Annotated in this window: 21 protein-coding genes; 16 read left to right on the forward strand and 5 right to left on the reverse strand. The window is 68.8% G+C overall.

The window, feature by feature from the left end:
• The first annotated feature begins 10 nt into the window (after positions 1-10).
• The 6 genes from C3486_RS38700 (at position 11) to C3486_RS02095 (ending at position 5,380) form a co-directional block, all read left to right on the forward strand.
• Positions 11-298, forward strand: a complete 288-nt coding sequence (locus C3486_RS38700) for a helix-turn-helix domain-containing protein (RefSeq protein ID WP_103830778.1) — start codon at positions 11-13, stop codon at positions 296-298.
• Between the two features lie 33 nt (positions 299-331).
• Positions 332-2,662: a methyltransferase, FxLD system gene (gene fxlM, locus C3486_RS02075; protein WP_103830779.1), complete on the forward strand. Its 2,331-nt coding sequence runs from the start codon at positions 332-334 to the stop codon at positions 2,660-2,662.
• Positions 2,663-2,916: 254 nt separating this feature from the next.
• Positions 2,917-3,402: an endonuclease/exonuclease/phosphatase family protein gene (locus C3486_RS02080; protein ID WP_103830780.1), complete on the forward strand. Its 486-nt coding sequence runs from the start codon at positions 2,917-2,919 to the stop codon at positions 3,400-3,402.
• Positions 3,399-3,767 (forward strand): hypothetical protein, encoded by a 369-nt coding sequence (locus C3486_RS02085; RefSeq protein ID WP_146074932.1) that lies wholly within the window; start codon positions 3,399-3,401, stop codon positions 3,765-3,767. The genes C3486_RS02080 and C3486_RS02085 overlap by 4 nt, the downstream gene beginning before the upstream one ends.
• Positions 3,764-4,267 carry a hypothetical protein gene (locus C3486_RS02090; RefSeq protein WP_146074933.1) on the forward strand — a complete coding sequence of 168 codons (504 nt, stop codon included), beginning with the start codon at positions 3,764-3,766 and terminating at the stop codon, positions 4,265-4,267. Before C3486_RS02085 ends, C3486_RS02090 begins: the two co-directional genes overlap by 4 nt.
• A gap of 480 nt (positions 4,268-4,747) precedes the next feature.
• Positions 4,748-5,380: a restriction endonuclease gene (locus tag C3486_RS02095; protein WP_258052539.1), complete on the forward strand. Its 633-nt coding sequence runs from the start codon at positions 4,748-4,750 to the stop codon at positions 5,378-5,380.
• 120 nt (positions 5,381-5,500) lie between these two features.
• Here the strand turns inward: C3486_RS02095 and C3486_RS02100 are convergent, their stop codons facing one another.
• From C3486_RS02100 to C3486_RS02115, 4 genes are all read right to left on the reverse strand, one after another.
• Entirely contained in the window at positions 5,501-6,688 is a 1,188-nt protein-coding gene (locus C3486_RS02100) for an amidohydrolase family protein (protein WP_258052540.1), read from the reverse strand.
• Between the two features lie 47 nt (positions 6,689-6,735).
• A complete protein-coding gene (locus tag C3486_RS02105) occupies positions 6,736-7,890 on the reverse strand; it encodes an MAB_1171c family putative transporter (protein WP_146074934.1) in 1,155 nt (384 codons plus the stop codon).
• Positions 7,887-8,402 (reverse strand): hypothetical protein, encoded by a 516-nt coding sequence (locus tag C3486_RS02110; protein ID WP_103830786.1) that lies wholly within the window; start codon positions 8,400-8,402, stop codon positions 7,887-7,889. The genes C3486_RS02105 and C3486_RS02110 overlap by 4 nt, the downstream gene beginning before the upstream one ends.
• Positions 8,403-8,473: 71 nt before the next feature.
• Positions 8,474-8,920, reverse strand: a complete 447-nt coding sequence (locus C3486_RS02115; protein WP_103830787.1) for a helix-turn-helix domain-containing protein — start codon at positions 8,918-8,920, stop codon at positions 8,474-8,476.
• 820 nt (positions 8,921-9,740) lie between these two features.
• On the opposite strand from C3486_RS02115, the gene C3486_RS02120 reads away from it, so the two are divergent.
• From C3486_RS02120 to C3486_RS02165, 10 genes are all read left to right on the forward strand, one after another.
• A complete protein-coding gene (locus tag C3486_RS02120; protein ID WP_181138412.1) occupies positions 9,741-10,094 on the forward strand; it encodes an ABC transporter ATP-binding protein in 354 nt (117 codons plus the stop codon).
• 2 nt (positions 10,095-10,096) lie between these two features.
• Positions 10,097-11,053, forward strand: coding sequence for a hypothetical protein (locus tag C3486_RS02125; protein ID WP_103830789.1), 957 nt, complete (start codon positions 10,097-10,099; stop codon positions 11,051-11,053).
• Positions 11,053-11,757 carry an ATP-binding protein gene (locus tag C3486_RS02130; protein ID WP_103830790.1) on the forward strand — a complete coding sequence of 235 codons (705 nt, stop codon included), beginning with the start codon at positions 11,053-11,055 and terminating at the stop codon, positions 11,755-11,757. Before C3486_RS02125 ends, C3486_RS02130 begins: the two co-directional genes overlap by 1 nt.
• Before the next feature lie 83 nt (positions 11,758-11,840).
• Positions 11,841-12,389, forward strand: a complete 549-nt coding sequence (locus tag C3486_RS02135; protein WP_103830791.1) for a WhiB family transcriptional regulator — start codon at positions 11,841-11,843, stop codon at positions 12,387-12,389.
• A 14-nt stretch (positions 12,390-12,403) separates the two neighbouring features.
• The gene (locus tag C3486_RS02140; RefSeq protein ID WP_103830792.1) at positions 12,404-13,405 is read left to right on the forward strand and encodes a DUF2637 domain-containing protein; all 1,002 of its coding nucleotides are present in this window, start codon (positions 12,404-12,406) and stop codon (positions 13,403-13,405) included.
• Between the two features lie 139 nt (positions 13,406-13,544).
• A complete protein-coding gene (locus tag C3486_RS02145; RefSeq protein ID WP_103830793.1) occupies positions 13,545-13,766 on the forward strand; it encodes a hypothetical protein in 222 nt (73 codons plus the stop codon).
• Positions 13,767-13,806: 40 nt separating this feature from the next.
• Entirely contained in the window at positions 13,807-14,463 is a 657-nt protein-coding gene (locus C3486_RS02150; RefSeq protein ID WP_103830794.1) for a winged helix-turn-helix transcriptional regulator, read from the forward strand.
• The gene (gene mobC / locus C3486_RS02155; protein WP_103830795.1) at positions 14,460-15,086 is read left to right on the forward strand and encodes a plasmid mobilization relaxosome protein MobC; all 627 of its coding nucleotides are present in this window, start codon (positions 14,460-14,462) and stop codon (positions 15,084-15,086) included. Before C3486_RS02150 ends, mobC begins: the two co-directional genes overlap by 4 nt.
• A gap of 4 nt (positions 15,087-15,090) precedes the next feature.
• The gene (locus C3486_RS02160; protein WP_103830796.1) at positions 15,091-16,830 is read left to right on the forward strand and encodes a relaxase/mobilization nuclease domain-containing protein; all 1,740 of its coding nucleotides are present in this window, start codon (positions 15,091-15,093) and stop codon (positions 16,828-16,830) included.
• A 71-nt stretch (positions 16,831-16,901) separates the two neighbouring features.
• Positions 16,902-17,315 carry a hypothetical protein gene (locus tag C3486_RS02165; RefSeq protein ID WP_103830797.1) on the forward strand — a complete coding sequence of 138 codons (414 nt, stop codon included), beginning with the start codon at positions 16,902-16,904 and terminating at the stop codon, positions 17,313-17,315.
• 210 nt (positions 17,316-17,525) lie between these two features.
• Here the strand turns inward: C3486_RS02165 and C3486_RS02170 are convergent, their stop codons facing one another.
• Positions 17,526-18,665 (reverse strand): hypothetical protein, encoded by a 1,140-nt coding sequence (locus C3486_RS02170; protein WP_103830798.1) that lies wholly within the window; start codon positions 18,663-18,665, stop codon positions 17,526-17,528.
• Positions 18,666-18,893: the final 228 nt, after the last annotated feature.

Genomic DNA, 18,893 nt, shown 5'->3' on the forward strand with positions numbered 1-18,893 from the left:
AGGGCCTGCCATGCCCCGACCCCAGCGGCCCGCCCGCCTCGGCCTGCCCCAGCACAAGAAGCACCAGCGCCTATCCGCCCCGGACCGACGGAAATTCCAACAAGACATCGTGAAGGCGTACCGAGACCAGCACGCCACAATCCGAGAGATCTGTGAGGAAACCGGCCGTTCCTACGGGATGATCTATCGCCTCCTAAACGAGGTTGGTGTCCTGAGAACGCGCGTCCCAGAGCGCCTCGAGGTCTTGGACCGCAGGCGTCGCAGCCAGGCGCGTCTTCGTGCCACTGGCAGTCGCTAAACCACACAACCACGGCCATCGAAAGGTGCACCTGTGACATACACCCGTACCAACTGGAACCAGCACTATGAGGGAGGGCGTGCCTTCCGGCCACTCGGCGATGCAGAGCGAGCCTTGTTCGCCAAGCACACACCCGCGCCCGATGGCGGAAGGGCCCTGGAGGTGGGCTGCGGCACTGGCGAGCTCGCGGTTTGCCTCACCGACCTTGGCTACACCGTCGACGCCATCGACTTCGCTGAAGGCGCCTTGGCCCGCGCCCGCAAAGAGCGGGACGGTGCCGAGGGGGTGCGGTGGTTGTGCCTGGACATCGAGCACGACGATCCGGCCGGGCTGAGCGAAGACGGCTACGACCTGATCACGATGCGCCTGATGCTCGCCTTCGTGGGCGACCGCACCCGAGTGCTGCACAGCTTAGCGGCCCGGCTGCGGCCCGGTGGTGCCCTGGTGGTCATCACTCCGGTAGCGGCGAACACCCCCGAGGAGCGGCGGCGCATCGCCCTGGAGGAGAACGAGATCGACCTGCTTACCGAAGGCTGGGCACAGGTGGAGCGATGTGACGCAGACGGGCTCGCATTCCTGGTTCTGCGCGATCCGGGCGGCTCCTTCAAGGCGGTGGAGAAGGGCCGTCCGGAGCCGCAGGCGGTCCTCGGCGCGTGCGTCGTGGTCACCGACGACTGCGGCCGGGTCCTGCTCGGGCGCTCCACCCGCGGCATGTGGGAACTCCCCGGCGGTCGCATCGAGAACGGCGAATCTGCCCAGGCGGCGGCCGTCCGGGAGTTGGCCGAGGAGGCAGGGCTGAGCGCACGTGTTGAGGATGCGCACCTGCTGACGCTCCTCCACGATGATCGCGCCGATGTCCGTCGCGTATCGGCGGTGGTCCGCGTCACCGCCTGGACCGGCGCCCCGCAGGTGTCCGAGCCGCACCGCTTCACCCGCTGGGAGTGGCACGACCTGCACATCCTCTCCGGTCTCGGGGCTGTCTTTACGCCCTCCGCGCAGGCGCTGGAGGCGGTGTGGCCGGGCGTGCTGCCTGGCCTACCGCCCGTCCACTCCTACCCTCACGCCGATGGTTCCCCCGCCGTCGGCGGCGAGCCGGCCGAGGCTGTCCGGCTGCGTCAGAAGATGGCCGACGCCGTGATCGCCAAGGGCTGGGCCCCCTCGGCGCCCGTTCAGCAGGCACTGCGCACCGTGCCCCGGCACCGCTTCACCCCCGAAGCCCCGCTGAGCACCGCCTACGACGACGACCTGGCCGTCGTCACCCGCCGCGATAAGTCCGGTACGGCACTCAGCTCGGTCTCGGCCGCCTGGCTCCAAGCCGACATGATCGAGCACTTGCACCTGGAGCCGGGCATGACCGTCTTCGAGGCCGGCTCGGGCGGCTACAACGCCGAGCTGATGGCCCACGTCACCGGCCCGACAGGGCGGGTGATCACCGTGGACCTCGACCCTTACGTCATCCGCCGCACCCGGCGGCTGTGCGCCGAGGCCGGCAGCGGCCGGGTCACCGCCGTGCTCGGCGACGGCAGCCTCGGCGCTCCCGACCACGTCCCGGCCGAGGGGTTCCACGGCATGGTCATCACCCACAACGTGTGGGACATCGCGCCCGCCTGGCGGGAGCAGCTGGCCGAGGGCCGATACCTCGTCCTCCCGCTGGAAATACACGGCTACACGCGGGCAATCGCCTTTCAGCGGCAGGGAGACATACTGCACGCACGCGACTGGACCGTGTGCGGATTCGTGAGGGACCAGGGCGCCGCCGCCCGCACCAAGCAGTCGGTCACGCTCGCCGACGGGCGACTGACACTGCACTTCCATGACGGCCCGGAACTGAAGACCACCGGACTCGACGAAGCGCTGCACGGTGAACGCTACGAGGTACCCACTGGGGTGGTCATGCCGGGTATGACCTCCTTCGCCACGCTGCAGGTGTACGCGGCCACCACCCTGGCGGACCACTGCCGCCTCACCACCGACCGCTCCTCCGAAAACCCCCTCGTGGCCGCCGGAGGCGAACACCTGCCCACCCTCGTCGCCGACGGGTCCCTGGCCTACCTGACGCCCGTCCAGCTCCACAAGGGCGCGACGCCGCCCGAAAGCCGCTGGGAGTTCTATGCGCACGCCTACGGCCCGGCCGGACCCGCTCTGGCGGACCGGCTGATCGGCTGCGCACAGCAGTGGGACCGGCATGTGCGTCACACCGGCTACCCGCCGATGACCGTCCATCCAGCGGGTACGCCCGACCACGACCTTCCCGCCGGGTATGTGCTGGACAAGGCGGCCTCCCGCTTGGTCTTCCAGTGGCCAGGCGGCTCGGCGGATGCCCGGCCGGCGGCCCTGACCGCGGCAGGCAGCGCACGTGAGTGACGGTGCGGCGTTCCCCCGCGTGGTCGCCGGCACGCTGGGCCTCGCCTACGGCGCCCACGGTGAGCGGGAGCGGCAGGCGGCCGAACCGGCTCAGTTCGCACGCGCGGTCCTCCTGGCCGGTCCGGATGACCACCAAAGCCCGCGCTGCTGCCTTGAAACCGTAGGCTCAGCTACTGATCATTCCGGGGCACCGTCTGCGATGCTGACGGTGCCCCGGAGCTCCAGGGAAGACCACGTGTGGAAGGGGGCGCGCGATGGAGATCGTGGTTGCCTCACAGAACGTTTCCCGAGGCGGGATACGGAGCGGAAGCGGCGACCCGCAGGACCGGTGGCCCGTCATTGCGGAGGCGCTGGCCTCCGTCTCGCCGGACATCGTCCTGATACAGGAGGCAGAAGGCTGGGGTGCCGACGCGGCCCGGCAACTGGTCCGGGCCGAGAACGACCTGGACATGGACGGCATCCTCAGCCCGAGCCGCACGGGCCTTGGGCCGGCATTGCTGTACCGGCGGGAGACGCTGGGCCGCCGCCAGTACGTCAACAGCGACTCCAGCATCGACGAGACGCACCACGGCTACACGACGGTCGGCTGGTCCCTGCCGCCCGCTCTGCCAGCCCTGCTGTGCGCCGGCAGCGTGCACTTCACGCCGTACGACGCGACGAAGGCCAAGCAGGAGGCCAACTTCGTGGCCTCGCGCGTACACCGCGCGGGCGGCGGCTACGCCATCCTCGGCGGGACGTGAACTTTGCCCCGCAAGATGGTCCCGAGCCCGACCTGACCATGCTGCGGCCCTACAACCGCGGCTCCCGGCTGCTGCCTTCCATCGACGGCGAGCCGCCCCGGGCGGACCGGTCCGTGGCCCAGGTCCTGGCCGACAACGGGTTCGTGGACGTCGCCCGGCACCTGCACCAGGCGACGGGGGAGGAGGCCCTGATCGCGCCGACGGCCGGCGGCCTGCGCATCGATCAGATCTGGGTATCCGGCGCGCTGGCGCCGTGCATCATCGATTACGGAGTGCTGGACCACGGTGCATCCGATCACCCTGGCCTGTGGACTCGGCTGGACCTGTCCTGGGCGGCAACCGACGACGTGTGGGAGTACGTGTGAACACCACAGCCCCTGAGGGCCTCGCGGAGGCGATGACCGGCTACCGGTACCCGCAAACGCCCCTCGCCTGGGAAGAGGCGGTCGTGCAGGCGGGCCGGCTCCTGGCCCCGGCCTGGCCGCAAGAGCCCTCCGCGGGCGCGAGCACCGCGCTCGGCGCCGTCGCCCTGACCGTGTACGCACTCGCCCACGCCCGCGGCGTCCGACCGTCGGAGGTGTCGGCCGACACCGTGCTGGACGCGATGGACGAGGTCGATGTTGAACACGAACCTTCCGGGCTCAAGACCCTGCTCGTCAACGAGCTGCCCGCTGCTGGCCACACCGGTGACAACGATCCGCTGCAGAGACTCAGGCTGAGCCTGATCCGCCGGGAGTCGTTCGCCACCACGGTGGACGTTCCGATCGACCTGACCGGCGGGCTGACGCGCTGCCCGTCGGGGCTGGCCGGCGCAGCACCGTGGATACGTCAGGCCCTCCAGCAGCCACACGGCTCGCGAGGCTGACGACCAGGTCGTCGCAGTCGACAAAACGGGCGTGGCAGAGCGGGCCGGCAATTGGCTCAACCTGATCGGTCACAGGGAAACGCGCAGACCACAGCCATCCTGGGCGTCAGCGGCTGGCCGAATCAGATCACTGACTGTCACTTTCTCATGATGGCCTGTCAGTGCCGGGTGCTGTCATACCCGTGCAGATGCCGTTGTCCGCGACGAGAGGGATTACACATGGACCAACGCGCCAGCAACCGGGGCCCAGGTGCGGGCATCACACCGTGCAGGGATACAGGGGGCATGAGTCGCCTTGGAGGTCGGCGGCCCTGGCTTCGTCGTCCGGCCACCTGGCCCAACATTCTCCGCACCCCCTCCGTCCGCTGGCGACGCTCGGTTGGTCATGGCCCGGCCAGGCAACGCGGAACTGTTGATCGCGTGCGCCACGTACGGATGGTGGCTTGGCGGGCACTGTACCGAGGCTCGGGGTGGTGCCTCGTGGCGTTGACCGTGTGCGTGCTCGTCCTGCACGTCGGTCGGTGGACGGACTGGTGGCCCTCACCGTACCCGCTGGTAGTCGACATCGTCGGCCTGCCCGTTCTCCTTACGTACGCCCTATGGGCCCAGCGGCGCGTCGATCGCGACAAGTGGGACGCCCACGTGGGCCGGCCGCGGCTGGAGATGACACTCGACCACCTCGACGCTCTTGACCATGCGGAGTTCGAGTTCGCCGTGCGGGACCTGCTGCGGCGCGACGGCTTCACGGCCGAGCGCGTCGGCGGTGCCAATGACGATGCCTGCGACGTCCGCGCCATCGACCTGGACCGTCGGGTCTGGGCCGTGCAGTGCAAGCATCGGCGCGCTGGAAGGCACGGCGACGCGGTCGATGTCCGCGTGGTCCGGGAGCTGAAAGGCACGGCCAGTGAGGTGCACAAGGCCACGTTCGCCCTAATCGTGACCAACGGGAAGTTCACCAGCAAGGCCGTCCCTTCCGCCCAGAGGCTCGGCGTCCACTTGGTCGACCGGGAGCTGCTCGGCCAGTGGGCCTCCGGCCGTCCACTGTGGGAGCTGCTGGCGCGTGTACCGGCGCCGCTGCGTCATCCCGCGGACGGACGTCGCGTGGCCGCGTAGCCCGACTAGCGCCGGGCCGGTCTCAGTACCAAGTCTGTCCAGTGACCGCAGCAACCATGATCGTTTCGGCCTGGTCATGGGGCGCTTGGTCGCGGCGAGTGCGGCACAGCGGTAGGGGACTCATGACAGGACCGTTTTGCCTCCTGCGACAACAAGGCGGATGTTGCGCAGGGCGCCGAGGCTGGAAAGCGGGTCCCCGTCCACAGCGATGAGGTCGGCACGCTGCCCTTCGGCAAGCTGCCCGGTGTCGGTGAGGCCCAGGGCTTGTGCGGCGTCCGCGGTGGCCATGTCGAGAATCTTGGCGTTGGCGATGCCGAGGTACTCGTAGAACTCCAGAGTGTTCACGAGCTTGTCGAAGGTTGCGCGGGTCACGCCGGCGTCGGTGCCTGCGATCATGGGAACGCCAAGGTCAGCCATCCAACGCATGGAGCTGAAGAGGTACTCGGCTCGTTCTGCCCCGACACGTTCGGCGAAACCTCGCCAGTTGGGGCTGGTGGCGGTGCAGACGTAGATGCCTTGGGCCTTGATCTGTGCGGCCAGGTCTTCGCGAAGGTCGAAGTCCCCGCCCTCGGTCATCCATGTGCAGTGTTCGATGGTGCTCACGCCGGCGCGGACTGCGGCTGCGATGCCGTCGGTGCCGTGGGCGTGGACGGCTACGGGCAGTCCGTGACGACCGGCTTCGTCCACCACGATGCTCAGCTCGTCCTCGGTGAACTGGTTCTGCCAGATGGCGGGCCCGCCCTTGGTCATGCCTCCGCCGGTGCCCATGACCTTGATGACGTCGGCACCGAGGCCCGCGTTGCGGCGGACCATGGTGCGGATGGCGTCTTCACCGGCGACCTCGCCGCCGAAGAAGTGCAGGTGGCCGCCTGGTGAGGTAAGGGCGGTTGCCGAGGACAGGATGCGGGGGCCGCGCAGCGTTTCGTTCGTGATGGCGTCGCGCAGGCGAATGGCAAGGCCGTTGCGGTCGGCGAGGTCGCGTACGGTCGTCACGCCGCTGTACAGGAGCTGCTGTGCGCGTTCGGCCATCCCCGCCAGCAGGTCCTCATCCCCGGTTTGCTGAGCGGTTTCGATGGGGTTGTTGCCGCCGTCGAGGGTCAGGTGCACGTGGGAGTCGATCAGCCCTGGCAGGAGCGTTCCCTGCGGGACATCCGTGGTGGGAATGCCTTCGGGCGCGAGCCGCTCGATGTGCTCGCGCGGTCCGACTGCGGCGATTCTGTCTCCGCGGACCAGTACGGCCCCGTCTTCGATGTGGGCGCCGTGGGGGCCGGTGATGACCTGGCTTGCTGTGATCAGTGTTTCTGTCACGGAGTTGCTCCTCATCCTGTTTGCCCGGGTGCTGGTCCGCGGGCTGTTCAACGTGAAGTGCTGCCGGCCTTCAGTCGCCCTGGCTGTCTGCTGAGTGCATCGGAGAGCAGCACGAGTTGCCGGACATCGGCATCGAGGTCGTTTTCGTCGTCGCCGGGGAGAGCGACAGCCAACGCGTGCCCGGGTGTCGCTGCTTGGTCCGCTTGGGCATCTAGGGCTTTCCCCAGATGCCGGGCCAGGTCCGAAGGCGATGCGTCTTCTTGCACGCCGAGCTGGGCGAGCGTGGGGCTGATACGCACCAGGCCGTCGCGGCATTCGATGACCCGGCGGTAGTAGCGGTAGTGAGTGCCGCGCAGGGAAAGGAAGTCGCGCCAGCCGTTGGTGGGCACGCGGCCCAGGGCGTCCTGGGGAAACGCATCGTGCAAGGCATCCCACAGTGGGCGCAACCGTCGATACGCACGGCGGTGCTGCAGCCACACCCGGCCGCTGGCCAACCGCATCGCGGCGCCGGAGTAGGTCACCCCGACGATGAACACCGGGACCGCTAGCCCGAGAAGGCCCTGTGTGCCCTGGTTGAGCCAGGCCGGGGCCTGCTCACCACGCCACCGCATCACGTCGATGCCGAGGCGTCCGGCATTCGCCGCCACCATGCCTGCCAACGCTCCCGTCGTCAGCCACAGCCCTGTCGCCAGTGGGCGGAGCGACATTCGGGCGTAGCGCACCGTCCACCACAGCGCTGAGGCGAGCGCATAGACCAGATAGAGCGCAGCCACGATGAAGAACAGGGCCACTGGAGTTTGCGACATGTCCGCGGTGGCGAAGTCTCGGCCTCGAACATCAGCCGGTGTGGCTACCGTCGACAGGATGAGGATCAGTACCGCCACTGCCAGGGGAAGAGCTTCCCACCGGGCGCGGCGGCTGGCGCGCGGTCGTTCCTCTGCGGAGACGAGGAACACGCACATCAAGAGGTAGACCACTCCGAGCAGCAGAGCGTTCTGGACCAACCGCGAGACACCGATCCCCAATACATGATCGACGATGCGTGCCGCGGCATCCAGACCGAGCAAGAACGACGCTGCCGTGCAGATGAGGCACAGCGTCACAACACGAAGAGAAAGGTCACGAGGAGCCCGGGCGACCTGAACCAGCTTCCAGACGACGGAGAGATGGAGAATCGCGGCCGTAAGGATCAAGACGGTCACAGCCACCCCTGCCGGTCACCGAGTGCCGTCTGCACGCGACGCAGAGACGGGTCCGAAGCAGGCCGGGGGGCAACTCGGTCCAGCACCGATGCCCACTCCAGCACGATCGTCGCGACCAATTCAGCCTCGCGTTCGTGCTCCTCATCGTACGAAGTCCGACGAAGAAGCCGCCTCACCGATCCCGGCGCAAGATTCGGGACTCCTGCACAGAGCTCGTCGTCGTCGACCGCTTCACTCTGGTGATCCGCGAGGATATGCCCTACCTCGTGCAGGATGATGTGCCGCTGATGACTCGCGGTGGTCTCCTGCTGGTACAGGATGTAATCGGCGGCCGGGGTCGCGATCCAGGCACCGAACGGGCCGGGAACCGGCATCCGGTGCGGCACCAGCCGGATAGGGCGGCCGCGGCGTTCACCCAGTTGCTGGCAGAGCTCGCCCACACGCAGGGGAGGGTGAATGTCCAGGGCCCGCAGTTCTCTTTTGCAGCGCCTGCGAAGCTCGCGCTCTTTCAAGGTAGTTCTCCTGCACACGACACGCGCTGCAGCAGCACCCCCGCCCGCGGTATGACGGCGATCAAAGGCCATCATTCGCGATGCTCTGCCTGCTCCAATCTGTAAACGACGTCCAGCAGGTCCATTACCTGCTTTCGCCGTTCATCCGACAGCTCGCCGGCACGCATAGCCATGAGCTTGACGTCACCGTTTCCAAGTGCGTCCTCGAAGCTCGCCTGCTCGGCTGCCATTCTTTCCAGTCGGCCGTCCACTTGGCCCGTCACGGAGTCATCAAAGAAGTATGCGACGGGAACGCCAAAAAAGTTCGCCAAACCCGTCAGGTGGCGCATGGTGGGGTTGTCCTTCTTCCCCTTCCGTAGCTGCCACACGTAGCTCATGGAGATGTTGATCCCCGACTGGCTGATGGCATTTGCCACGTACTCGTTGGTGTACTCGCGGCCGTCGTCGCCCCTGATCGCATCGAACAGGTGGTTGATCTTCTCTGCCAAAGAGCGGCCCGTCGCCTCGCTCTCGCTCACTGCTTCCCCTCTCGCTGAGAGTCAGTCCGCAAGTGTACACGAGTGGAGGGTGCGCTGGCAGATCCCTTCACAACAGTTGAGTGAGTAGCTGTCTCGGTATACGCTCCCATCGGTGCTTTTCACTGAAGTGAATGCACGGCAAGAAGATGGCTGCATGCGAGTGGAGATGTTGATCAACTTTCGGCGGCTCCCCTTGGGGTTAGGGGTGTCCCTGGAGGGTGAAAACCCGTCTGGGGACACTGTGTCACCCTCGGCCCGGCCGGTCGCCAGTCGCACGATTTCGGACAACGGTGATGAACTCGGCTTTTTGTGGACTCCTAATGCGCCGGAGATCGATCGCAGAGGATGTGCCGTGACCGGCACCTCAAGAAGATCGAATTACTTTCAGCTGACACGCAAAAGCGCTGCGCATTGTGATGGAGTCCTCGGAGGGCGTAAATGCTCTGGTTCCGACGGTTGCTGCCCTGGCGGATTTGCGTGGGCGGTCTGTCGCCGCGTCGTCTCGAACGCCCGCCTCGATCGAGCGGGGGATGTGTCGATGTGATGTCGGTGTGGACGAGCGCCCTGCCACGGCTGGAGTGTTGACCGACCTGGGCATATGTTGCTGGTCCCTCGGCGAGAACCGCCGGGGTAACGCCCACGAGGAAGGCGATCACATCGAGTGCACCGGAGGGAAAAAGAGTCCGGCGCCCGGAAGTAGCAGCTTCCGAGCGCCGGGACCGCCACCCCAAAGGGGCACGGATTCATAACTGGGGCGGGTCGGCTGACCTTTTCGACGAGAGCGGCCGCCCCTCCCCACCTACAAGCGAGGGATTATCGCATGCCTGCCTACGCCTGCGGAAGGGCGTCCACCGCCCTGTCCGCCAGTCCTGCCCGCGCCGGCAGCCGCCATGAGCGGCTCGCCGAGCTGCTTGCCGACATGGTGCCCGGCGCCCGGACCATCCGCGTCTCGCAATGTGAGCCGGACCGAAGCTGGCCCAGCCTCTACGCCCGCGCCTACGACGAGCGGGGCCGACCCTTGTCCCTCAACCGTGCCCAGCGCCTGACCGCCGCCCGCTGGGTCATCCGCGCCAGCCCGGAGCTGGACTGGGACGAGCCGCACGACCTTGACCTGGCCTCCGGCGCTCTGCGGCCCACGGTCGAGGAGTACGCCTCTGTCGCTGGGGGGTGTTGAGCATGGCTCGGATCCGCACGCTCAAGCCGGAGGCTTTCGCCTCGGAGTCGCTCGCCGAGGTGAGCGTCCACGCCGAGCGGACGTTCTTCGGCCTGCTGACCCAGTGCGACGATCATGGCCGCTTCCGGGACCAGCCCGCGGTCATCGCCGGGCTGCTGTGGTCCCTGCGCCCGGAACACGGCCCGGTCGGCGTCGAGGACGACCTGAACCAGCTGGCGATGGCAGGGCTGATCTGCCGCTACGAGGTCAACGGCAAGAGGTACCTGCACATCATCACCTTCAAGCAGCACCAGAGGATCAACCGTCCCAGCGGCATCCGGCATCCCGACTGCCCGGTCCATGACGCCGAGCGGCCCTCCACGGACGAGGTGGCGCCGGCATCGGGAGCCCTCCCTGAGTCCTCACCGAAGGATCACGGAGACCTCACTGAGGGCTCAGTGAGGTCTCACGGAGGAGGGCGTGAGGACTCCGTGAACAACGAAACCGCAGGTCAACTCGCATTCACTGAGTCCTCAGTGAGTCCTCATGGAGGAGGCAGTGAGGGTTCAGTGAGCCCTCACTGTCCGGATCTAGGACCTAGGAACGTGGATCTAGGATCTTCCCCTTCGGGGGGCGCAAGCGCCCCCGCACCGGAGCCCGTCTCCACCCAGCAGCTCATCGGCGAGTACGCCGCCTCCTGCGCACACCGGCCACCGAACGGGGTACTCGGGCATCTCGGGCGCGAGGTGGCCAAGCTGCTGAAGGAGGGGATCGAACTTGAGCACATTCGCGCCGGGCTGGCCCGCCACCGGGCGAAGGGCCTGCACCCGAGCACGCTTCCGAGCCTGGTCCACGAGGTGATGAACGCCTCCGTTCCCACGGGTGGCTTGGTGCGGCCGGAATCCGCGGATACCGTGCGCGGTCACCGGGCCTGGGCCAACCCCGCCGACCCTGCCGCCGCCTACGCCGAGGAGCTGTAATGCGCGATCATGGCGCTCAGCCCGTCGGCGGCATCGCCCGGCGGCTCACCGGCATCCTCAAGGCCCGGGGCATCGACCCGAATGCCCCGGTGTCCGATGCGGCCGAGCCCAGCCCCGCGCTGGAGGCGGCCCAGGCCCGGATCCCCGTCCGCTACCAGGACGCCGTGGCCGACCATCCCGCCGTCGATGCCTGGGTCCGCGAGGTTGCCGCCGCCGGGCGTCGGGGCCCGGACGGTAACCCGGGGATCGCCCAGGGGCGGTCGCTGCTGATCGTCGGCACCACCGGCACCGGCAAGACCCACCAGGCGTACGGCGCCGTCCGGTCGCTGTTGGCCGCCGGGGTCCGGCTGCGGTGGAAGGCGACCACCGCCGCCGACCTGTACGCCGAGCTGCGGCCGCGGGCCGGCCACGACGGCGAACGCGAACTGCAGGACTTGGCGCGCTGCCCGCTGCTGATCATCGACGATCTCGGTGCGGCGAAGGCGAGTGAGTGGACTGAGGAGATCACGATGCGGCTGATCGACCGCCGCTACACGCAGATGCTCCCGACCCTGGTGACCACCAACCTCGGTATGGCCGACCTGCGCGCGCACATCGGCGACCGTGTCGCCTCCCGGCTGACCGAGATGACCGACAAGGTCATCCTCGACGGTCCGGACCGCAGAAGGCTCATCGCGGCCGAGCGCCGCCTCGCCGCCGCCTGACCGGCACCCGCACCGCCTTTCACGCACCACCCCCGGGGCCCGCGCCTGCCCGAACGCGCCCCGAGGCCGATCGGAGACCACCGATGCACCACCACCAGATCGCCGAGCCGCGCACCCTCGGCGACTACACCTGGCACGACCACGCCGCCTGCCTGTCCACCCCGGCCAACCCGGTCGACCCGGAGATCTTCTTCCCGGAGCCGGACGAGATGGACCGCATCCGTGCCGCCAAGGCCCTGTGCGGGCAGTGCCCGGTCCGCCAGACCTGCCTGGACGCCGCCTTGGAAGACGGTGACCGCGAGGGCATCCGGGGCGGGATGACCGAGGAGGAGCGCGAGCCGCTGCACCGCAGGCTCCACCGCCGCCTTGACTACGCCCGCGTCAACGCCACCCTGGCCGGGCGCGACATCCACCTCACTGACGCCGAGCGCCGCGCGGTCACCCGCGCCGCCTACCAGGCCGGCACCCCCGCAGAGCGCCTCGCCCGACTGCTGAAGATCACCGAGGAGCACGCGGAGAAGCGCTATCGGCAGGTCCGTCGCGAAATCCGCAATCGCTCAGTCGGCGGCACGAACGATCGGAACCGTGCTACTGCCCAGACCCACCGTGACGACCTCGGGACGGCCGCGTGAAAAACTCTGACGCAATGCCGGTGCGGATCACTGGCTGGGACCGTGCGGCCATCGTCACCCTCGGCGCCGCGGGGTGCGCGCTTTCGTACGACGCGCTGCAGCAGATGGCCGTCGCCATCCACATCCGCGGACTGCTGACCTACCTCTTCCCCTTCGTCATCGACGGGTTCATCGGCTACGGAGTACGCGCGGTCTTGGTCATGCGCAGCGCCTCCCTCGGTGCACGCTGCTACGTCTGGGCGCTCTTCGGCACCGCCACGGCGGCCAGTATCTGGGCCAACGCCCTTCACGCTGTCCGCCTCAACGACGAGCCCAGCGGAGCCGGTCTCCGGCTCGGGGACGTCACGGTCGGTGTGCTGTCCACGCTCGCGCCGCTGGCCCTGGCCGGAGCCGTGCACCTCTACATCCTCATCGCCCGCCGCGCCGCCCAGCCCGGACACCCGGACACCGAGCTCCCCTCGGGCGCCCCGACTGTCCGCACCGAGCGTCTCCCCACCGCCCCGGGCTGCCGCCTTGACCGGAGTGCCCAGAACGGCCAGGACACTGTCCGGTCGGTCACCGGTCACCGGACCCCCGCGGTGTCCGCCGGAGCCTCCGTCCGCCTGCCGGTCACTGTCCCGGACACGGGGAGCGGCGAGCCGGTCATCGCCTCCCAAGCCGGACCGGTCGTCACGTCCGAGGATGCAGCGGAGCAGGAGGGCCGGGGCGCGGAGCTCGGCGAAGAACCGGCCGCCAGATCTGGCCACCCCGCCCCGTTCAAGACCCCCGCCTCCGGTACGTCGGCGGACAACGACGATGCGGGCGCGGACGCACCAGCCGCTGCTGTTGACCACGCGAGGGACGACTTGCTGCCGATCGCCCGCCGCGCGGTGTCCGAGGGCGGGAAGCTGACCCGCAAGGTGGTCGCCGAGGCCATCCGAGGACAGGGCCTCCCGCTGTCCAATGACCGGCTGACCGAACTGATGCAACAGCTCCGCGAAGAGGCGGACAACCGGACACTCCGCTCCACCGCCTGACCGCACGCGCCCCTCGCGGTCACCCCGCGCGGCCACTCCGGACACCGGTTACCCGGCTCCCGGTCATCGGCAGCGGGGTGTCCGCCCACCCCGGTCACTCCATTTCTTCGAGTCCGTGCTCTCCGCAGAGGAGGCCCTCGTGCGCACGACGCCACCCACCACCGACGAGATCGACGCATGGATCACCGTGCTGCACGCGCACGGTCACCTGCACGCCGCCGTGCTCGGCCCAGAAGGGACCTGGACCGTTCGCCGGACACCAACGAGTACGCCCCACACGCTGCACCACCCCGTCCTCGCCCTCGACTACATCGCCCAGACTCTCCGGGACATCCGGCAAGTCCTCGGCAGAACCGGCTAGCCCCACCACCGCTTCCCCAAGCCAACGGAGATCCCCCCCCATGTCCATCACTGTCCGGCCCACCTCCCCCTGCATCAGCGCCGTCGATGCGCAGACGGTCGATGAGGGGCTGCGCGTCATCGCGCGAAAGGGCGCGACGTCCATCGCCCAGGTCCTTTTGCAGCAGCAGGCTCCCACGCGGGTCTGCAATGTCGCTGCACAGCTGCCGTCGGTCGGTAACAACGCCTACGACCTGCTGGAAGAGTTGCGCTCCGCGGGCGTGGTCGCCCGCAGCGGCGACCACACTGCCGTCTCATTCGCTCTCACCGACCGAGGGCGGGCCCTGCCTCCGGTACACCGAGCCCTGAGCGAGTGGTCCCAGCGGCACTTTCCGCTCGGTCCCATGACGCCGGCTGAGCGCATCGAGGACGCGGCGCGCCGCCTGCACCCGCGCCGGTCGACCGCCGTGATTCAGGTCCTCGACGCCTACGGATCCAGGCCCATGGTCGATTTGGCGGCACTGGTCGGCATGCGGGCGGGGTACCTGCATAGGCGCCTGGCGACGCTGCACAAGGACGGCTTGGTGACACGAGAAGCCCACCGCGGCGCCCACTACCGCCTGACCGCGGCCGGACGAGCGCTGGCACCGGTTTACGCGGCCGTCGAACGCTGGTACGCACACGACGCCCACGGCGACGGGCGGGAGCCGGGCCGATGATGTATTCCGTTTCGACCGGCAGCACGTCTCACCAGCAGCACGAGACCCTCCCGGCACGAGGCCGAGCAAGCTATACCTTCCGTAGTACTGACGCGACCACAGGCCACGTCAGTACTACGGAAGGGCATGCCCCCGCCCCGGAAGGGGCGGGGGCGGCCCGGCACCAGGGGGCGCCGGACCGGGCTGCGACCGAGGGCGGATCGCAGCCGGGGGAGGGGGATGAGCCGAGCGCAGCAGCCGCGACGCGCACGCGACCGCGCCTGCGCCAAGCCGTCCGACGCGACCAACTGCGCGCTACCCGCTTCACAAGCGACGAACTGCACCTCGTCGAACGCGCCGCCGACACCACCGGGCTGACGCTCTCCGGCTTCCTCGCCGACGCCGCTGTGGCTGTCGCCCGCTCTGAGGAGGGCCCGGCCAGCTGGCTGATGGACCAGCGCGCCCTTGTCGAGGAGCTGATGCGCGCCTCCGCCCACCTGGCTCGCGTCGGCAACAACCTCAACCAGGTCGCCCGCGTGCTCAACAGCGGCGGCGAGGCGCCGTACGCCCAGGACGCCCTCGCTCGTGTGCGGCGGGCAGCAGCCCGCGTTGAGGCCGCCGCCACCGAGATCGCGAAACGCTGACACTGTGGTGCCCGACATCTCCCTCGGCGGTCGTACCTACGGCCTGCTCGCTTACCTCTACGGTCCCGGCCGCCGCGACGAACACCTCGACCCGCATCTGGTCGCCTCCTGGCAACCGGAGCTGGCCCCCGACCCGGGCCGCGACCCGGAGGCCACGCTCAAGCAGCTGCAGGAACGGCTCGACCTGCCGGTACAGGCGGTACCGGAGCACCGTCGCCCGAAGCGGCACGTGTGGCACTGCCCGGTCCGCACCGCCCCCGGCGACCGGCGCCTGTCCGATGCTGAGTGGGCGGAGGTGGCCCGCCGGGTCGTGCACGCCACCGGCATCGCCGAAGAAGGCGACGAGCAAGCCTGCCGCTGGATCGCCGTACGCCATGCGGAGGACCACATCCATATCGTTGCCACCCTCAAGCGCCAGGACGGCCGCTCCCCACGCCGACACGATGACTTCAACCGCGCTCAGGCCGAATGCCGAGCCATCGAAGCCGACTTCGGCCTCCGTCAGCTCAACCCCGGTGATGGCACCGCTGCCAAGCGGCCCACCAGCGCCGAGCGCGCCAAAGCCGAACGCACCGGCCGCACCGCCACCTCCCGGGAACTGCTGCGCGACCACGTCCGCCAGGCCGTGGCCGGCGCCGCGGACGAAACCGAGTTTTTCCGCCGCCTGACCGAGGCCGGAGTACGCATCGACCAACGCCTCGCGCCCTCCGGTGACGTTCTCGGGTACAAGGTCGCCCTCCCGGGCGACCGCAATCGCCACGGCGAACCGATCTGGTTCCCCGGCTCCAGGCTTGCCCCCGACCTGTCCCTGCCTAAGATCCGCCGCCGTTTCGTCCGGGACGGTGAACCTGACGAGCAGGCAGCCGAACTCCGCCCGCGGCCAAGCGGTGCGGCACCGGCACGCGCACGTCGCGCTGCTGCCGACCTCGTCGATACAGTGCCCTCCGTTCTCGACGAGGCGAACGAAGCCGAGGCGGGTACACACCTGTCGGGCATGGGCGAAGTGCTCGACGCCCTCGCCCAGACCTCCCCCGCCTCGCCCCGGCAGCAGACCATCGAGGCGGCTCGCGCCTTCGAACGGGCCACCCGCTGGCACAGCCGCGCCGAGCGCGTGGACCATCGCGCCGTGCGCTCGGCTGCCCGCGGCATCGTCCGCGCCGGCACGGCTCTGGGCCGCGGTGAAGACGGCGGGGCCACCGCCATGCTCCTGTCCACCCTGGTCTTGGCCACCATGGCCGTCGCCCGCTGGCACGCCGCCCGGCAGCACGCCCAGCAAGCGGCCGCCGCCCACCAGGCCGCCCAGCACCTGCGCGCTGCTTACCAGACGGCCGCGACCACGCCGATGCGTGCGATGCGCGAGCACGGCCGCCGCCTCTCCACCCCGGACCGGCACCGCCACAGCGATACTGTCGAAACGGTCCTCCCCGGCCAGACCGATGATCTGCGTCGTGAACGCGGCTTTGATGCCCTCCTGGCCACCCTCGACCATGCCCAGCGCGCCGGACACAACCCGGAGGCGCTCCTGCATCGCGCGGTCGCCCACCGCGAACTGGACACGGCCGAGAGCGTCACCGACGTGCTGGTCTGGCGAATGCGCCGCCTCGGCAACCTGCCCGCGCACGAGCCTCGTCCCCGTACCACCGCCAAGATCACGAAGCAGCAGCCTCGAACTGCATCGGTGCACACCGCCACCGCCGCACCACCGCGGGCTCCTGCCCATCCCGAGCGTCAGCCTCGGCGCTGAACCGGCAGACCAAATCCCTGGACGCCACCGGCACCACCTGTTACGGCTGATTGAAGGAGCACAAGGAGACCATGCGCGTGTTCACCAACGACCAGCAGCTCAGAACCACTGCGCCCAAGAACTCAACCGGCGATGATCCGCTGCTGCGACTGCAGCACGAGAGCGAACCGGACCATCCCCGCATCCGCTTCACCACGCACACCGACCCCATCACCATCACCGGCATCACCGTGATGTGCCCGGCCTGCGCCGTCCGCCGCGACTGGATGGTCATCTGCGACGTCCCCGGCCGCGTCTTCCTCCGCTGCCGCTGCGCCCACCAATGGCACGAACCCGAACTCACCCGCGCGGACTTCGACGCCATGATCGACGCACCTGACCGGAAGTACCCCAGCCTCGAAGCCGCCGCCCGGCACACCGGACACGACGGCACACTGGCCGGTACCTACCTCCCCGGTGACCTCGATGCAGGAATGCGTTACTAAGGCGCGACAGGACGTATCGACCGGGCCCTGGCGCCGCGGTACGGTCGGGGCGTACGCCCACGACGTGTCCGGCTTCGTTATCGACCAGGACGGGACCGTAGGTGCGGCCTTCGCTGGCTAAGAGCCGGCGCGGCATGGCTGCGAGGGCGTTCGGTGATTGACGCGCCGCTGGTCGGCGTCAGTCTCACACCTCCGCGCGAGCGTTGTCGTCTACCCAGTGCGGTGGTCCATGCACTCTTCGCCGCACGGTTCGCGGCAGGCCGCATGCCGTTCCGCCAGCAGGATTTTATCGCGCAGACTCCTGCGGGCGGCGATTCTTCCTGCTTGCTCACCCCACGCGACCATGGCAGCCACCCAGTTGTAGTGGTCCTTCGGGTCTGACTGGTACTTGCCCTGGCGGCGTGGACGGTGCTTGAGGTGCTCCTCTTCGTCCCATTCTTCGTACCGGTCTTGGTCACGGAGGGTGTGCTCCTGGCTATTGCCGATGCTGGGGCGGCTGTCAGGGTCCGTCTCGTCGTCGACAATCCGTGCGGCAGCTGCACGCGGAGGTATGAGTTCGGGGAAGTCGGTGGGCTCGCCACCGAGGTTCCTGATTTCGTCGGGGGAAAGCCACGCGAGGGGCCACCAGCCGCACCAGTCGTGTCCCGGGAGGGCAGTCGCGCGGTGGGGCAGAAGATCGGCATTCAGGACCCACTGCAACACGGTGGCGAGAGAAAGGGGTTCTCCGGGGTGGAGCTCGGTGTCACCGGTTTCTGTGTCGGTGACGGGGACAGCAGGCCCAGCGGTCACAGTCCATGTCTCGCTACTGGTGGTTGGCGGTTGGACCAAGAACGAGGGGACGTGGCCGATCCACCCGTGTCCCCCGGAGGTGCCGAACCAGACCCGGGGTATGCCATCAGCCCAGCAGGCCCGAGTACGGTCTTGGATCTCCTCGGCGGTTTTGGTGGAGTGCTGGGCCTCAAGCGCGACTCTGCGTGAGTTGTCGGGGGCGACAGCTAAGACGTCGGCGACCCAGGCGCCGGGGGAGCCGCCAGCGCGGGCGGAGGGTTCCTCCAGGCGAGCTGTCCAGCCAGCGGTGCGGACCGCTTCGGCCAAGGCGGTCTTGAGCGCTATGTGTGTACGAGTCTCGTGGGCTTTGAGCGCACAGTCGGGTCCCCCTGGTTTGTGGGCGAGGAAACGCGTGCCGTGGCGGAGGAGTTGCTTGGCCACGATGCCCCAGCCGCAGACCTTGCAAGTCAGAGGCGCAGGTGGGCTGACACGGTAAATGGCATCCCACGGCTGGCCGCAGCCGAGGTCGCGGCGGGTGATGTCGATGGGTCCCCATTCGGCGTGCTCGGCGGTAAGAATCATGGCCGAGCCTCATAAGTACGAGGAGGGCATGGGCGGCTTTCCAGTTACCGTCGGAGGAGCCGGCCACATTGGGGGAGAACAGTGCGGGGGCGTCGGTCTGGGGAGTCTGCGCGTATGGGCCACGTTCTCAGCATGACGGCCTGCCCTCCGTCCGCGCGGGGGTTTGCACCATCCGGTCGGTCGCATTCCGCCTTGCGGTACGGCTGCCGCCGGCAGTGTGCGCGCCCC

The sequence above is a fragment of the Streptomyces sp. Ru73 genome (genome assembly GCF_002920575.1).
In the GTDB taxonomy this organism is placed as follows: domain Bacteria; phylum Actinomycetota; class Actinomycetes; order Streptomycetales; family Streptomycetaceae; genus Streptomyces.

Excerpts from the sequence above, each read along its gene's own strand:
- C3486_RS02150 (WP_103830794.1), top strand. The coding sequence starts at position 13,807 with ATGTCCATCACTGTCCGGCCCACCTCCCCCTGCATCAGCGCCGTCGAT.
- C3486_RS02125 (WP_103830789.1), top strand. The coding sequence starts at position 10,097 with ATGGCTCGGATCCGCACGCTCAAGCCGGAGGCTTTCGCCTCGGAGTCG.
- C3486_RS02170 (WP_103830798.1), bottom strand. The coding sequence starts at position 18,665 with ATGATTCTTACCGCCGAGCACGCCGAATGGGGACCCATCGACATCACC.
- C3486_RS02130 (WP_103830790.1), top strand. The coding sequence starts at position 11,053 with ATGCGCGATCATGGCGCTCAGCCCGTCGGCGGCATCGCCCGGCGGCTC.
- C3486_RS38700 (WP_103830778.1), top strand. The coding sequence starts at position 11 with ATGCCCCGACCCCAGCGGCCCGCCCGCCTCGGCCTGCCCCAGCACAAG.
- C3486_RS02165 (WP_103830797.1), top strand. The coding sequence starts at position 16,902 with ATGCGCGTGTTCACCAACGACCAGCAGCTCAGAACCACTGCGCCCAAG.
- C3486_RS02080 (WP_103830780.1), top strand. The coding sequence starts at position 2,917 with ATGGAGATCGTGGTTGCCTCACAGAACGTTTCCCGAGGCGGGATACGG.
- C3486_RS02120 (WP_181138412.1), top strand. The coding sequence starts at position 9,741 with ATGCCTGCCTACGCCTGCGGAAGGGCGTCCACCGCCCTGTCCGCCAGT.
- mobC (WP_103830795.1), top strand. The coding sequence starts at position 14,460 with ATGATGTATTCCGTTTCGACCGGCAGCACGTCTCACCAGCAGCACGAG.
- C3486_RS02135 (WP_103830791.1), top strand. The coding sequence starts at position 11,841 with ATGCACCACCACCAGATCGCCGAGCCGCGCACCCTCGGCGACTACACC.
- C3486_RS02140 (WP_103830792.1), top strand. The coding sequence starts at position 12,404 with ATGCCGGTGCGGATCACTGGCTGGGACCGTGCGGCCATCGTCACCCTC.